Genomic DNA, 13,007 nt, shown 5'->3' with positions numbered 1-13,007 from the left:
ATGCGACCCACCCTCGTCTTCCGTACGCGCGCGGCCCGCCCGATCGCCGTCGCCGGATGGGTCGTGTGCGCCCTGGCGGCCGTCATGATCCTCGTCGACGGCGTCGGCCCGGCGCCGCTGGCGTGGACGGCATGCGCCGCTCTGGTGCTGTACGTCGTGTGGTGGCGTCCCGCGGTGGAGGTCTCCGACGGCGGGGTCGGCGTGCGTGACCTCCTGCGCGACGTCCACGTGCCCTGGCCGGCCCTGCGTGACGTCGAGTCGCGCTGGTCGCTGACCGTCGTGACCGACGACGGGCGATTCGGCTCGTGGGCCGTTCCCGCCCCGTCGCCGTCCGCACGTCGGCTGCGCCGCGGGCGCGGCGACGACCCGGCAGGCGACGCCCGGTCCGGCGGCGACGAGACGCCCGTGCGGGACGCGGGGGCCGCCCCCGTCGAGCGGCGCTACGGCACCGCCGAGGTCGTCGCCTCGGTCATCGCCGCACGTCGGGACGCCCTGCGGCGCGACGGCCACCTGCGCCAGGACGCGCCCGTGCCCCCGGTGACGAGCAGCTGGAACGTGGCGCCGCTCGCCGCGCTCGCGGGGCTCGTGGTGCTGGCGCTGGTCGTCGGCTGATCCGGCCCGCGCGGCGATCATGCCTGCTCACCCGTCCCGGTCCCGGCCGACCCGGTACCACCGGTCGCGGTGACGCCGGCCGCGGCGCCGCCGCTCGTGGCGCCGACCTGCTCGTCCTTCCGCGCCTGCGACTTCTGCGCGGCGCGGCGCATCGCGCCGGCCGACGGCTTCCTGCGCTGCCGCGGGTCGAACGCGTCCCGCAGGCCGTCGCCGATGAAGTTGATCGACAGGGCGATGGTGATGATGAAGAAGCCCGGCCACCAGAAGGCCCACGGCCGGGTGGCGAACGCACCCTGGTACTCGGAGATGATCCAGCCGAGCGAGTAGTCCGGCGGGAGGATGCCGAAGCCCAGGTACGCCAGCGCCGTCTCGAGCAGCACGGCGGACGCCATGAGCAGGGTGGCGTTGACGATGACCACGCCGATCGCGTTGGGCAGGATGTGCTTGAAGATGATGCGAGCGTTCGAGGCGCCCGCCACCCGGGCGGCGTCGACGAACTCACGCTCGCGCAGGGCGAGGAAGTCGCCGCGCACCAGTCGGGCCATGCCGGTCCACAGGACCAGGCCGAGGACGATCGCGAAGAGCACGGGGAACGACATCCACCCGAGCACGGTCCCGAACAGCGGGATGCCGTAGATGTTGTCCATCGTGTGCGGGTTGCCCAGCAGCGTGCCCAGCACCGCACCGAGCACGACCGTCGGCACCGTGATGACCAGGTCCGTCATCCGCATGAGCAGGTTGTCGAGCCAGCCTCGGAAGAAGCCGGCCAGCGCGCCGACGAGCACGCCGATCACCGCGGCGATCACGCCGATGATGGCCATGACGAGCAGCGAGGTCTGGATGCCGTACATGACCTGGGCGAAGAGGTCCTGGGCGATCTCGTTCTGACCGAAGGGGTGGGGGCCGAACGAGACGAGGCCGCCGCTCTCGGGCAGCACCTCGAGGGTCGGCGCACCGAGCTCGTTGACGTTGCCCTCCGGATTGCGGTCCCTGGCCCCCCACCTCCACCAGCCGTCGATCCCGAAGAATCCGACGGAGGTGAAGGCGAGGATGGTGACGAGCGCGAGGTAGACCAGCGAGGCCATGGCCCCGACGTGGCGGAAGAACCGACGTCGGACGATCTGGCCCTGCGTGAGGCCGGCGACGTCGCGGAGCTCGAGCTCGTTCTCCTCACGGCTCGACCGCGACTCGTCGGGGACCTCGGACGGGTTGGGAGTAGTCATCAGCTGAGCCTGATCCGGGGGTCGAGGGCGGCGTAGAGCATGTCGGCCACGATGTTCGCCAGCACGGCCAGCGCCGCCGTGAGCACGATGTAGGCCATGAGCGGGTCCATCTCGGCACCGTTGAGGGAGTCGACGAACAGTCGGCCCATCCCGGGACGCCCGAAGATCTGCTCGGTGATGATGGCGCCGCCGAAGAGCGTGATGACATCGACCGGCGCGATCGTCGCGAGCGGGATGAGCGTGTTGCGGAATCCGTGCCGCATGATCACCGTGCGCTCGTTGAGGCCCTTGGCGCGGGCGGTGCGCATGTAGTCCTGGCCGAGGACCTCGAGCATCGATCCGCGCGAGTAGCGCGTGTACTGGGCGAACGAGATGAGCATGAGCACCAGGGTCGGCAGGATCAGGTGCGTGTACATGTCGATCGCCTGGATCCAGAAGTTGCCGCCCAGGTTCGGGGTGTCCGAGCCCATCGTGGCGATGGGCCGGCCGCTGATCGCGTTGGCGTTGAAGTAGGCGGGCCAGGCCTGCATGCACCGGTCGAGCACGAGGAAGACCATGACGATGCCGCCGGTCATGCCGCCGACGCGCATCGACTGCCCCCAGTCGGGACCCCGGAACGCCGCACCGACCGCCATGCCGAGGGCGATCGCGCCGAGCACGAACAGGCCGATGATCCCCCACGTCATCGAGTCGGTGAGGTCGACGAACAGGCCCTCGGTGATCCAGCCGTGGAGGAGCAGGAAGATCACCACGACCGCGACGCCGGTGAGCAGCGCACGACGGTTCGACAGCCCCGTGGTCAGCAGGGTGATGACGATCGCCGTGGCGAGCGAGAGGAGCAGGAACAGGCCGCCCGAGATGTGCGGCTCGCTCCACCACCCGCTCTCCTGGAGGTAGGCGAACATCGCGATCGACGCGGCAGCCGCGACGCCGGCGACCACGAGGCGCCGGAGCGCGTCGCCGCCCACGGCGAGGGACCAGAACAGGCCCGTGACCAGGCCGACGACGATGATCGTCGTGTAGCTGAGGTTGGGCTCGGCGAGGAAGGAGTTGAACCAGATCGCCCCGCCCTGCTTGAGCAGCACCGCCACCCAGAACGACGGGAGGGAGAACAGCACGAACGAGGCGAGCGTGATGACGTAGTCGAAGGTCGAGTACTGGCGCAGCGCCGAGGCGATACCGATGGCGACGCCGAGGACGATGGCGAGGAAGGTCGCCGCGGTGACCAGCTGGAGCGTGTCGATGAGCGCGTCGCCCATGACGGACTCGACCGCCCGGCCGCTGCGCCACGCGACGCCGAGATCACCGGTGAGCAAGCCCGTCAGCCAGTCCCAGAAGCGGGCGATCCACGGCCGGTCGAGCTCGAGCTCCTGGATGCGCTGGGCGATGAGCTGGGCCTTGTTCGGCGCCGTCGACTCCTCGAGATCCTGCAGCGGGTTGATCGAGACCGACAGCATGCCGAACATGAGGAAGCTCGAGACGAGCAGGACGACGAGCCCGGTGGCTGTCCGCCGAACCAGGAACCTGATCATGTGGTGAGACCTTCTCGCTGGGGCATGTGGCTTGGGAGCCTACACGCGGCGCTGTGGTGGAGAACGGCGTTCGTCGGAGTGTCTTCCGGGCGCGCGAGAGGCGCCGGAACCGGGGTCCCGGCGCCTCTCGTCGGCCCGTCAGGCGTGACGGCTCAGGTCAGCTCGCCGCAGCGGCGCCGCCCGGGGTCCACTCCCAGAAGTTCCAGAAGATGGTCGGGGACATGGTGATCGGCGTGATCTCCTCGACCACGTCGCTGTTCCACGCCGTCAGGCCGGGGTGCTGGTAGAGCACCAGGCCGAAGGCGTCCTCGACGAGGTGGGCCTCCATCTGGCCGAGCAGCTCGGCCTGCTCGTCGGTGTCGACCGCGACGGCGATCTGGTCCCACAGCGCGTCGACCTCGGGGTTGGAGTACCCGTAGAAGTTGTTGATGCCGTCCGTGTAGAAGCTCGCCTGGGCGTTCGTCGCACCCGTCGAGGTGGACTGCCAGCCGAACAGGGCCGCGTCGTAGACGTTGGTGTCGGACAGGAGCGAGCCCCAGTCGGTCGAGCCCGCGTCGACGAGCGTGAACAGGCCGGACTCCTCGTACGCCGAGGCGAGCAGCTGGAACGTGTTCGACCGCCGCGTGTTCGCGGTGTCGTACATGAACCGCACCTCGATCGGCGTCTCGACGCCGGCCTCCTCGAGGAGCTGGGTCGCCAGCTCGACGTCCGGCTCGTCGTAGGACGTCATCCCGTTGGCCTCGACGATCGCGTCGTAGTTCGGCGAGCCGGGGACCTGCGTCTGGCTGTTGCGGATCTGGGCGTCAGGGTTGAGCGGGATGACGAGCTGGTCGAGGATGTCCTGGCGCGGGATGACGCGCAGGAACGCCTCACGGACGTTGCGCGCGGTCTCCTCGTCGCCCCCGTAGGTGGCCGGGTCGAACGGGCCCTCGTTGTTCTGGGCGAGGTCCACGTGCTCATAGGTCGCCGTGTCCTCCTGGCTGAAGGTGTACGGCTCGCCGAGACCCTCGACGCGCGTGAGCAGGTCGGAGGTGGGCTGGGGCGAGACGACCGCGATCTCCTGGTTCTCCATGGCGTCGACGAGAGCGTTCGGGTCGCCGTTGAAGCGCACCGTCACGGTCTCGAAGGCCGCCTGGTTCGCACCGGTGTAGTCGGGGTTGGCGGTGAGGACGACGTACTCCTCGCCGCTGATCTCCGAGAGCAGGTACGGGCCGTTGGACAGGTAGAGCAGCTCGTCGTCCGGCAGCGTCCCGTCGAACTGGAAGCCCTCGTTCCAGAAGGTCGAGACCGGGGCGAGCACCTCGGCGTCGTTGGTCTGGATGGCCTCGACGAGGGTGTCGAGCGCCTCCTGCGGGTCGTCGATGTCGAGCGCGCGCATGGCGACGACGTGGGCGGGGATGAAGCCCGATGCGAGCTGGAACTCCCAGTCGGCGAAGGGCTCGCTCAGCTCCGCGGTGAGCGTGGTGTAGTCGTCCGAGATCTCCGGGGTCGGCTGGAAGTAGGCGACCGTCGGCGAGGTGCCGTTGAAGAAGACGCCGGCGTCGACCTCCTCCTGGTTGGTGACCTCACCCTCCTCGTCGAGCTCCTCCTCGACCGTGTTGAGGTGCCCGGAGGTGGCGGCCCACTGCAGGAGCACGTCGACCGCGCTGACGGGCGTGCCGTCGGACCAGGTCACGCCGTCGGCGATCGTCCAGGTCACCGTGACCTCGTCCTCGGCGAGCTCCATCGTGCCGAAGTCCTCGTTGCGCACGAACTCGAGGTTCTCGTCGAAGTACGCGAAACGGTCGTTCATCAGGTAGAGGATGTTGGCGTTGGCCGTGGCGTTGCCGGTCGAGGTGTTGTCGTTGTACTCGTAGAAGTGCTGGTTCCAGCCGAGGCTGATCTGCGTCGACTCGTTGAGGCCCGCGGCGTCGCCGCCGGCGTCCGGGTCGTCGTCGGGGGCGTCAGGGTCGTCGCCGCCCGCTCCGTCGGTCTGGGTGGTGTCGTCGTCGCCGCCGTTGTCGTCCTCGTCGGACGACCCTCCGCACGCGGCCAGGACCAGGGCGGTGGCGGCGGAAGCCGCGACGAGCCCGGTGAAGCGCCGGATCTTCAATGTTCCTCCTCGGGATGGTGGTCACCGCCACGGGGGTGGCCTGACCAGCCGTCTGTCCGCGCGAACGGGTCGTTGTTCTCCGCGGTTGAGGCGCACTGTAACCATGTCCGCTCCGGCCCGCGCGCATCCCGGGGACATCTGAGTTTCTTTCGTTATCTTCTCGTAACCGCGCTGACTTGCGAGAACGTGCCCGCCGGGGGCCGGCCGAGTCAGCTGAGGATGCGCACCTGGAACGGGTAGGAGAAGTACTCGCCGCGCGACGCCGCGAGCGCCCCGCGGATCGAGCACCAGATCTGCGCGATGAAGGCGACGATCCACAGCACGATCGCCACGGGGATCAGCAGGATCGTGAAGAAGCAGATCCAGGCGATGATGCCGAGGATCGTGATGCCGATCGCGAAGTTGAAGGCACCTGCCGACGCCGCCCGCACGAGCGGGCCGCGCTCGCGCAGGACCAACCACACGATGAGCGGACCGACGAAGGTCAGCCACCCGACGGAGAGCAGGATCGCCGCCAGCGCGGACAGGTGCGCGATGATCGCGAACGTCCGCTCGTCCGAGCTCGGACCGCCACCGCCCGCCGCCCCGGGTCGGTCCGGCCCGCCGGGGCCGTCGTGGCGCGCGTACGGGTTGTCGTGGGTCATGTGCGCTGCTCCTCGTCGGCCGGGCGTGCAGGCCCGAGCGTAGCCGGGGGGGCGTGCGGCGCGCCCGTGGCGTCGCACGCCTCGTCACGCGCCTACCCTGTCCGGAGCGCCCCCGGGGCGGGGCCCGCCCGCACGACGAAGGCACGACTGGCGCCGCAACGGACCCGAAGGAGGTGGACGGTGCCCGAGGGTGCGGTGCTCGCCTTCCTGCTGACGCTCGGCGCCGGACTTTCGACCACGCTCGGCGCGCTGGTCGCGATGTCGCGCCGGCCCGTCTCGGACCGGTTCCTGTCGACCGCGCTGGGCTTCTCCGCGGGCGTGATGATCTACGTGTCGTTCGTCGAGATCCTGCCCGAGGCGGGCAGGCAGATCGGCGAGGTGCTCGGTGCGGAGCAGGCGGCCTGGACGACGACGGCCGGATTCTTCGGGGGCATCGCGGTCATCGGCCTCATCGACCGGTTCGTCCCGGGCCCGGCGAACCCGCACGAGGTGCCGCCGACCCAGCGTGACGCGGCCGACCGTGAGGCGCGCGCGCTGCTGCGCATGGGCATGCTGACCGCCGTGGCCATCGGCATGCACAACTTCCCCGAGGGATTCGCCACGTTCATCACCGCGCTCGAGCATCCGGAGATCGGCATCCCAGTGGCGGTGGCGATCGCCATCCACAACGTTCCCGAGGGCATCGCCGTGGCCGTGCCGATCCGACGTGCGACCGGCTCGCGGCGCACCGCACTGCGGTGGGCGTTCCTCGCCGGTCTCGCGGAGCCGGCGGGCGCCGTGCTCGGCTACCTCCTGCTCGCCCCGTTCCTCACGCCCACGGTCACGGGGCTGGCGCTGGCCGCGGTCGCCGGCGTCATGGTGTTCATCTCGCTGGACGAGCTGCTGCCCACGGCCGAGGCGTACGGGCACCACCACCGGTCGATCTACGGCCTCCTGGCCGGCATGGCGGTGATGGCCCTCAGCCTGCTGCTGCTGTCCTGAGGCCCTCGTCCGCCCGGGGTTCGCGGGAGGTCGTCAGACCCCGCGGCCGACCTCGTCGAGATCGACGACCGGGTGCCCGTCGGCGTCGTGGGCGACCCACGGGGCGATGAGCGCGTGCAGGTACTCGACGAGGTCGTAGCCCGCGGGCTCCTGGCCGTCGAGCATGCGCAGGATCTCGACGTACCCGTGCACGCCGGCCCACAGGTACGTGCTGACGAGCACCGGGTCGCCCGCCGTGAGTACGCCCTCGGCCATGAGCCGGGCGACGGTGCGCACGATGGGGGCGCCCTCATCCGAGGAGCCGTGCTCGATGTGCGGCGCCCACGGCGGCGGGTCGAGCCGGGCCCCCGCCCGGTCGGTGAGGATGACGTACATCGTGGGGAACTCGACCGCCCACGTGACGTAGGCCTTGCCGATCCGGTACAGGTCGAGCAGGTCGGCGCCCTCGCCGGCAGCCTCGCGGTGGGCCTGGACGAAGGACTGATCGGCCTTGGCCACGACCTCGGCCACCAGGGAGCCGCGGCTACCGAAGAACGTGTAGATGGCGTTGGTCGTCGTCCCGGCACGCATCGCGACGTCGCGCACGGACAGTGCCTGGACCCCGTGGTCGGCGATGACCTGGGCCGCCTCGTCGATCAGGCGGTCCCGCAGGGTGTCGTCGTACGTGCGCTGTCTAGCCATGCCACACACTGTAAGTACATGCAGCGCCGTTTGAGTCACGCGCCCGACGATCGAGATAAAGAAGACAGGCGTTACGGCCGGAGTTCTGCACAAATGCGCACCCGCCGGACGGCCCCCCGAGAGGCGGTCCGACCCGGTCGACCAGCTGTTCGAGCATGCCTACCCACGAGGGCCGAGCACCGGCCCGGACGCCGGCCCGGCGGCGGAGCGCCGCACGACGGATCAGACCGTCGGTCCGGCGGGCCCGTGGAGCACGGCGAGAGCCGCCTCCTCGCCGCCGGCGTTGGTGTGCGGGAGCTCGGTCCAGGTAATACCCACCTCGGGGTCGGCCACGGTCGCGAGCCTGTGCACCCACGCGGCGAACCCGGCGATCTCGTCGAACGCCGCCTCCCCGCGCGAGCGCAGGAGCACGGTGACGACGTTCCCGTCGCGCACCGGGCGGGGCACGACGCACCCGCCCTCGTAGGCGACCGGCGAGTCGCTCTCGGCGCGCTCCAGCGAGCCGGACCACCAGTCACGGATCGCCGACCACACCGCGTCGTCGCCCGAGGACGGGACGAGGTCGGCCCGCAGGGTGACGATCGAGGTCTCGTCCCACGGCTCCGGACCGGCGCCCGCCCACTCGTGGTTGACGATGTACATCTTCGCGTCCGCCATGCCCCCAGCCTGCCAGTGCCCGGCGCGCGCACCTCGTCACCGGGTAGCGGACGACATCACACTGGCATTTTCCGCGGATCCGTGCGATAATCAGTCTCCAGGTCCGTGGGTTTCGGACGCCTCGTCGAGGCTTTCGTGCCCATGTCCTCACGTGCGCCGAGTGCCTGTGCCGCCGTCGGGACGACCGCCGCGCGAGCGGGCGGCCGGATCGGTCGTCCCGAGCAGAGGAGATCCATGCCCGTCGTTCCCGGTCAGACCGTCGTCCACCCCCACCACGGACCCAGCACCGTCGACACGGTCTTCACGCGCACGGTCAAGGGCGCCAAGGTGTCCTACGCGCGTCTCCAGGTCCTCGGTCAGGACCTCACAGTGGCGGTCCCGGTCGACATGCTCGACGAGGTCGGCGTCCGTGACGTGATGGATCTGGACCGGATCGGGACGATCTTCGAGGTCCTCGTGGCCGAGTCCCTCCCGTTCGAGAAGGTCTGGTCGCGTCGGATGAAGTCGGCGCAGGACCGGGTCGCCACGGGCGACCTGCTCAAGGTGGCCGAGGTCGTGCGGGACCTGCGTCGCCGCGAGGAGGAGCCCGGGATCTCCTTCGGCGAGCGCACGCTCATGCGGGACGCACTCCTCCCGCTGGTCAGCGAGCTCGCGATCGGTCTCGAGATCGACGAGGAGGCGGCGGACCAGATGGTCGACCGCGCGATCCTCGAGCAGGTCTCGCCGGACCTCACACCCGCCGCGCGCGCCACGCTCGCCCCGGCCAGCTGACGAACCCGGCCGGCGGTCGGCCACTGCCCGCCGCCGGCCCGGTCCGACGGCACCCGGCACTGCGTCCTGGGGCGCCGCCGGAGTCCCCCGGGTCGCCGAACGACGCGTCCCCTGTCACGCTGGTGTCATGAGCGACGCCGATCTGCAGCAGGTGAGCGAGAATGCGGTCCGCCTGGCGGGCGAGCAGGGCGGGTTCCCCGCGCAGGAGCAGGCGCCGCCCGGCCTCACGGGAGCCATGGACCCGCGACCCGACCACGGCGAGGAGACCTGGCGCGGCCACGGGCGCCTCGAGGGGCTCCGGACGCTGGTGACCGGAGGGGACTCGGGCATCGGGCGTGCCGTGGCGATCGCCTACGCGCGGGAGGGCGCCGACGTCGCGATCTCCTACCTGCCCGAGGAGCAGACCGACGCCGAGGACACCGCCGCGTGGGTGGAACGGGCCGGCCGCAGGGCCGTCCTCCTCCCCGGGGACCTCCGCGAGGAGCAGACCGCGCGCGCGATGGTGCGCGACGCCGTCGCCGGCCTCGGCGGCCTGGACGTGCTCGTCAACAACGCCGGCGCCCAGTGGGCCCGGCGTGAGAACGGGATCGAGGACGTCACCACCGAGCAGATGGACTCCATCGTCAAGGTCAACCTCTACGCGCTGTTCTGGGTCACGCAGGAGGCGCTGCCGCACCTGCGGGCGGGGTCCTCCATCATCAACTGCGCCTCGATCCAGGCCTACGACCCGTCGGTGAGCCTTATCGACTACGCGTCGACGAAGGCGGCCATCAACAACATCACGGTCAACCTGGCCCAGGAGCTCGGCGAGCGCGGGATCCGGGTCAACGCCGTCGCCCCCGGCCCGATCTGGACGCCGCTGCAGCCCGCCACCAAGGGCGGGGACTCGATGCCCGGCTTCGGCGGGGACACCCCGCTCGGACGGGCCGGTCAGCCGGCCGAGCTGGCGGGCGCCTTCGTCTTCCTCGCCTCGCCCGAGGAGGCGAGCTACGTGTCCGCCACGGTGCTCGGCGTCACGGGCGGCAAGCCGGTCTTCTGACCGGGCCGCGAGGCTTCCGGTCAGGAGCAGCGGGACCGCGCCCGCCCGGACGTGCCGGCTCAGCTCTCGGCGAGTGCCTTGAGCCGCTCGATCGAGGCGAGGAGGTTGTCGCTCGTCGTCGAGCGGGCTCGCTCGTGGCGACTCTCGTCGTGCAGCTGCGTCCAGTCGTAGGTGTGGGTCACGAGGGTGCGCCCCTCGCCGATCTCCTCGAGCTCCCAGCGCCAGACGTGCCCCGCGGGCTCCTCCCCCACGCCGCCGGGCATCCAGGCGACGAGGCGGTCCTGCTCGAACTCGGAGACCGTGTTGGCGCGAGTCCTGCCGCTCGTGTTGAGCATCTCGAACACGTCTCCCACCTCGGTCAGAGGCTCGCTGCGGTGCGAGGCGACGAGGTTCTCGTTGCCGTCCCACCTGGGCTGGTTGGCGGGGACGGCGATGAGCTCGAAGATCTCCGACGCCGGGGCCACCACCTCCGCGCTCGCCGTCACCACGCGGCTCTCGTCCTTGGGTGCGCTCATGGCGACATCCAACCACCGGTGCCCGTGCCTGCCCAGGGCCCGGCTGTGCGCGCGGACCGCTCGGCATGCACACTTGCCGGATGCGGCGACACCTCGTCTGGGACATGGGCGGCACGCTCGTCGACACCTACCCGGCGGTCGACGCCGCGCTGGCACGGGTGGTGCGCGACCGCGGCGGCGAGATCACCGAGCGCGAGGTCGCGGCGCTGACCCGCAGGTCGACCGGCGCCGCCGTCGAGGCTCTCTCCGACCGCTTCGGCATCCCTGCCGCCGACCTCGAGGCCGCCCAGACCGACCTCAAGGCGGGTTGGGTCCGCACTCCCCCGCCGGTGATGACGGGAGCCCGCGAGGCCATGGCGGCGGCCCGCGCGCTCGGCGGCCTCAACCTCGTCGTCACCCACCGGGACCGGGCGAGCGCGACCGGCCTGCTCACCAGCCTCGGGCTCGAGGTCGACGACATGCTGTGCGCGCCCGACGGCCACCCGCGCAAGCCGGATCCCGCGATGTACCGCGAGATGCTGGGCCGGCACCGGCTCGAGGCGGACACCTGCCTCGCGGTCGGCGACCGGCCGATCGACGCGGAGGCGGCCTCGGCCGCGGGGATCGACAGCGCCGTCCTCGTCACGCCCGGCCTCGACCTCGACGACGGCGGAGCCCGTTGGCGGATCACCTCCCTGGACGACGTGGCCGGCCTCCTCGGGTGAGTGCGTCGCGGCAACGCGCCGGCAGCCACGTACCGGCTGGGGCGGCTCGACGCCGGAGCGCAAGAGGCGACCGCGCGCGGACCCGCTCGAGCGGGGTCAGCCCGCCGTCGGGGCATCGTTCCTGGCCGTCTCGCGGCGCAGCGCGAGGTACGAGAGCCAGGCCAGGGCCGAACCGACGACGAGGACGGCTCCCATGGGGACGGCGTCGTTCTCGCCGTTGATGCCGACGATCGGCGAGATCAGCCCCGCGAGCAGGAACTGTGCGGCGCCGAGGATGGCCGACCCGGTGCCGGCGGAGGACCTCAGGGCCTGCATCGCGAGCGCGGAGGAGTTGCCCATGAACAGGCCGATCGAGGCGGCGGTGACGAACATCGCGACGAGGGTGGGGACCAGGGTCGGGCCCATGAGCGCGAGGACGAGCAGCGCGACGGCGCCGGTGGCGAGCAGGGCCAGGCCGACGCCGACCACCGGCAGGATCGGTACGCGCCCCGCGAGCCGGATCGCCAGCGCGCCGGTGGCCATGATCCCCAGGGAGTTGCCCCCGAAGACGACGGCGAACTGCAGCTCGTCGAGGCCGAGGATGTTCTGCAGGACGAACGGCGAGGCGGAGATGTAGCCGAAGAAGGCGGAGAAGCCGAGGGTGAAGACGCCCGTGGCGAACAGGTAGGTGCGGTTGCGCAGGACCTCACCGGCCCCCGCCACGAGGCGGCGCAGACCGCCGGGCTCGCGGCGCTCGACCGGGAGCGACTCGGGCACGACCGCCACGACGAGCACCACCATGACGGCGACGAGCGCACAGACGACCCAGAAGATCGTGCGCCAGTCCCCGACCTCGAGGATGCCGCCGCCGATGCTCGGTGCGAGGGCCGGCATGAGGCCGCCGAGCACCATCATCAGGCTCATGAGCCGGGCGGTCCGCGGCCCGCGGGTCAGGTCCGTGATGACGGCGCGGGCCAGAACGATCCCCGCCGCGCCGCTCATGCCCTGGACGAACCGCATGGCGACGAGCACCGCGACGTTCGGCGCGAGGGCGCACGCGATGCTCGCGGCCAGGCACACGAGCGTGCCGACCAGGAGCGGGCCCCGGCGGCCCAGCGCGTCCGAGAGCGGGCCGATGAGGAGCTGGCCGAGCGCGAGCCCCACCATGAACGTGGTGAGCGTGAGCTGGACCGATGCCGCCGTCGTCTCGAGGTCGCCCTGCATCTGCGGGAACGCCGGCAGGTACATGTCCGTCGCGAGCGGGGAGACCGCCGAGAGCAGGGCCAGGGTGGCGACGAGCCAGGCGGTGGGACCCGGCGCGGTCCTGTCGTTCAACACAGCTCCTAGCGGTCGGCCCCCCCATTCTGACGAGTGAGGGGATTTTTCGCGCCGCGGCGGCATGATGCGGTCGGCGAGTGAGCGGACCTCGGTCCGGCGAGTGAGCGCGAGCCGGTCTGTCTCTCGCCCGCCACGCGAGCGCCGCCCGGACGGTGGTCCGGGCGGCGCCCACTGCTGTCGACGAACGTCGCTCACTCGTGAGGAGGACGTCCGCTCGCTAGCGGAAAACTCCCCTCACT

Annotated in this window: 13 protein-coding genes; 5 read left to right on the top strand and 8 right to left on the bottom strand. The window is 71.2% G+C overall.

Features of this window, described 5'->3' with window-relative positions; all coding sequences use genetic code 11:
- Positions 1–612 carry a PH domain-containing protein gene (locus AC24HA_RS04950; RefSeq protein WP_425709782.1) on the top strand — a complete coding sequence of 204 codons (612 nt, stop codon included), beginning with the start codon at positions 1–3 and terminating at the stop codon, positions 610–612.
- Positions 613–629: 17 nt separating this feature from the next.
- Here the strand turns inward: AC24HA_RS04950 and AC24HA_RS04945 are convergent, their stop codons facing one another.
- The 4 genes from AC24HA_RS04945 to AC24HA_RS04930 all read right to left on the bottom strand — a co-directional run bounded on the left by AC24HA_RS04945 (position 630) and on the right by AC24HA_RS04930 (position 6,103).
- The gene (locus tag AC24HA_RS04945) at positions 630–1,835 is read right to left on the bottom strand and encodes an ABC transporter permease (RefSeq protein ID WP_425709781.1); all 1,206 of its coding nucleotides are present in this window, start codon (positions 1,833–1,835) and stop codon (positions 630–632) included.
- Complete coding sequence (locus AC24HA_RS04940; RefSeq protein WP_425709780.1) at positions 1,835–3,367, bottom strand: ABC transporter permease; 1,533 nt, start codon at positions 3,365–3,367, stop codon at positions 1,835–1,837. The genes AC24HA_RS04945 and AC24HA_RS04940 overlap by 1 nt, the downstream gene beginning before the upstream one ends.
- 157 nt (positions 3,368–3,524) lie before the next feature.
- The gene (locus AC24HA_RS04935) at positions 3,525–5,459 is read right to left on the bottom strand and encodes an ABC transporter family substrate-binding protein (RefSeq protein WP_425709779.1); all 1,935 of its coding nucleotides are present in this window, start codon (positions 5,457–5,459) and stop codon (positions 3,525–3,527) included.
- 209 nt (positions 5,460–5,668) lie between these two features.
- A complete protein-coding gene (locus tag AC24HA_RS04930) occupies positions 5,669–6,103 on the bottom strand; it encodes a DUF4870 domain-containing protein (RefSeq protein WP_425709778.1) in 435 nt (144 codons plus the stop codon).
- A gap of 180 nt (positions 6,104–6,283) precedes the next feature.
- On the opposite strand from AC24HA_RS04930, the gene zupT reads away from it, so the two are divergent.
- A complete protein-coding gene (zupT, locus tag AC24HA_RS04925; protein ID WP_425709777.1) occupies positions 6,284–7,084 on the top strand; it encodes a zinc transporter ZupT in 801 nt (266 codons plus the stop codon).
- Positions 7,085–7,117: 33 nt separating this feature from the next.
- Here zupT and AC24HA_RS04920 read toward each other — a convergent pair whose 3' ends face one another.
- Together AC24HA_RS04920 and AC24HA_RS04915 are read right to left on the bottom strand one after the other, a co-directional pair.
- Entirely contained in the window at positions 7,118–7,765 is a 648-nt protein-coding gene (locus AC24HA_RS04920) for a TetR/AcrR family transcriptional regulator (protein WP_425709776.1), read from the bottom strand.
- A gap of 222 nt (positions 7,766–7,987) precedes the next feature.
- The gene (locus tag AC24HA_RS04915; RefSeq protein ID WP_425709775.1) at positions 7,988–8,422 is read right to left on the bottom strand and encodes a hypothetical protein; all 435 of its coding nucleotides are present in this window, start codon (positions 8,420–8,422) and stop codon (positions 7,988–7,990) included.
- Between the two features lie 234 nt (positions 8,423–8,656).
- On the opposite strand from AC24HA_RS04915, the gene AC24HA_RS04910 reads away from it, so the two are divergent.
- Positions 8,657–9,193: a CarD family transcriptional regulator gene (locus tag AC24HA_RS04910; RefSeq protein WP_425709774.1), complete on the top strand. Its 537-nt coding sequence runs from the start codon at positions 8,657–8,659 to the stop codon at positions 9,191–9,193.
- Positions 9,194–9,320: 127 nt separating this feature from the next.
- The gene (locus AC24HA_RS04905) at positions 9,321–10,232 is read left to right on the top strand and encodes an SDR family oxidoreductase (protein WP_425709773.1); all 912 of its coding nucleotides are present in this window, start codon (positions 9,321–9,323) and stop codon (positions 10,230–10,232) included.
- 59 nt (positions 10,233–10,291) lie between these two features.
- On the opposite strand, the gene AC24HA_RS04900 is transcribed toward AC24HA_RS04905, so the two are convergent.
- Positions 10,292–10,747: an SRPBCC family protein gene (locus tag AC24HA_RS04900; RefSeq protein WP_425709772.1), complete on the bottom strand. Its 456-nt coding sequence runs from the start codon at positions 10,745–10,747 to the stop codon at positions 10,292–10,294.
- Positions 10,748–10,827: 80 nt separating this feature from the next.
- On the opposite strand from AC24HA_RS04900, the gene AC24HA_RS04895 reads away from it, so the two are divergent.
- Positions 10,828–11,451, top strand: a complete 624-nt coding sequence (locus AC24HA_RS04895; protein ID WP_425709771.1) for an HAD-IA family hydrolase — start codon at positions 10,828–10,830, stop codon at positions 11,449–11,451.
- A 96-nt stretch (positions 11,452–11,547) separates the two neighbouring features.
- On the opposite strand, the gene AC24HA_RS04890 is transcribed toward AC24HA_RS04895, so the two are convergent.
- The gene (locus AC24HA_RS04890) at positions 11,548–12,765 is read right to left on the bottom strand and encodes a multidrug effflux MFS transporter (protein ID WP_425709770.1); all 1,218 of its coding nucleotides are present in this window, start codon (positions 12,763–12,765) and stop codon (positions 11,548–11,550) included.
- Between the last annotated feature and the right edge of the window lie 242 nt (positions 12,766–13,007).

This window comes from Georgenia sp. Z1491 (assembly GCF_057652395.1).
Note: the sequence above shows the minus strand (reverse complement) of the source record. Positions and strands in the feature narration are given on the sequence as shown.

Coding starts and splice junctions, on each gene's coding strand:
- AC24HA_RS04950 (WP_425709782.1), top strand. CDS start 1: ATGCGACCCACCCTCGTCTTCCGTACGCGCGCGGCCCGCCCGATCGCC.
- AC24HA_RS04945 (WP_425709781.1), bottom strand. CDS start 1,835: ATGACTACTCCCAACCCGTCCGAGGTCCCCGACGAGTCGCGGTCGAGC.
- AC24HA_RS04940 (WP_425709780.1), bottom strand. CDS start 3,367: ATGATCAGGTTCCTGGTTCGGCGGACAGCCACCGGGCTCGTCGTCCTG.
- AC24HA_RS04930 (WP_425709778.1), bottom strand. CDS start 6,103: ATGACCCACGACAACCCGTACGCGCGCCACGACGGCCCCGGCGGGCCG.
- AC24HA_RS04920 (WP_425709776.1), bottom strand. CDS start 7,765: ATGGCTAGACAGCGCACGTACGACGACACCCTGCGGGACCGCCTGATC.
- AC24HA_RS04915 (WP_425709775.1), bottom strand. CDS start 8,422: ATGGCGGACGCGAAGATGTACATCGTCAACCACGAGTGGGCGGGCGCC.
- AC24HA_RS04910 (WP_425709774.1), top strand. CDS start 8,657: ATGCCCGTCGTTCCCGGTCAGACCGTCGTCCACCCCCACCACGGACCC.
- AC24HA_RS04905 (WP_425709773.1), top strand. CDS start 9,321: ATGAGCGACGCCGATCTGCAGCAGGTGAGCGAGAATGCGGTCCGCCTG.
- AC24HA_RS04900 (WP_425709772.1), bottom strand. CDS start 10,747: ATGAGCGCACCCAAGGACGAGAGCCGCGTGGTGACGGCGAGCGCGGAG.
- AC24HA_RS04895 (WP_425709771.1), top strand. CDS start 10,828: ATGCGGCGACACCTCGTCTGGGACATGGGCGGCACGCTCGTCGACACC.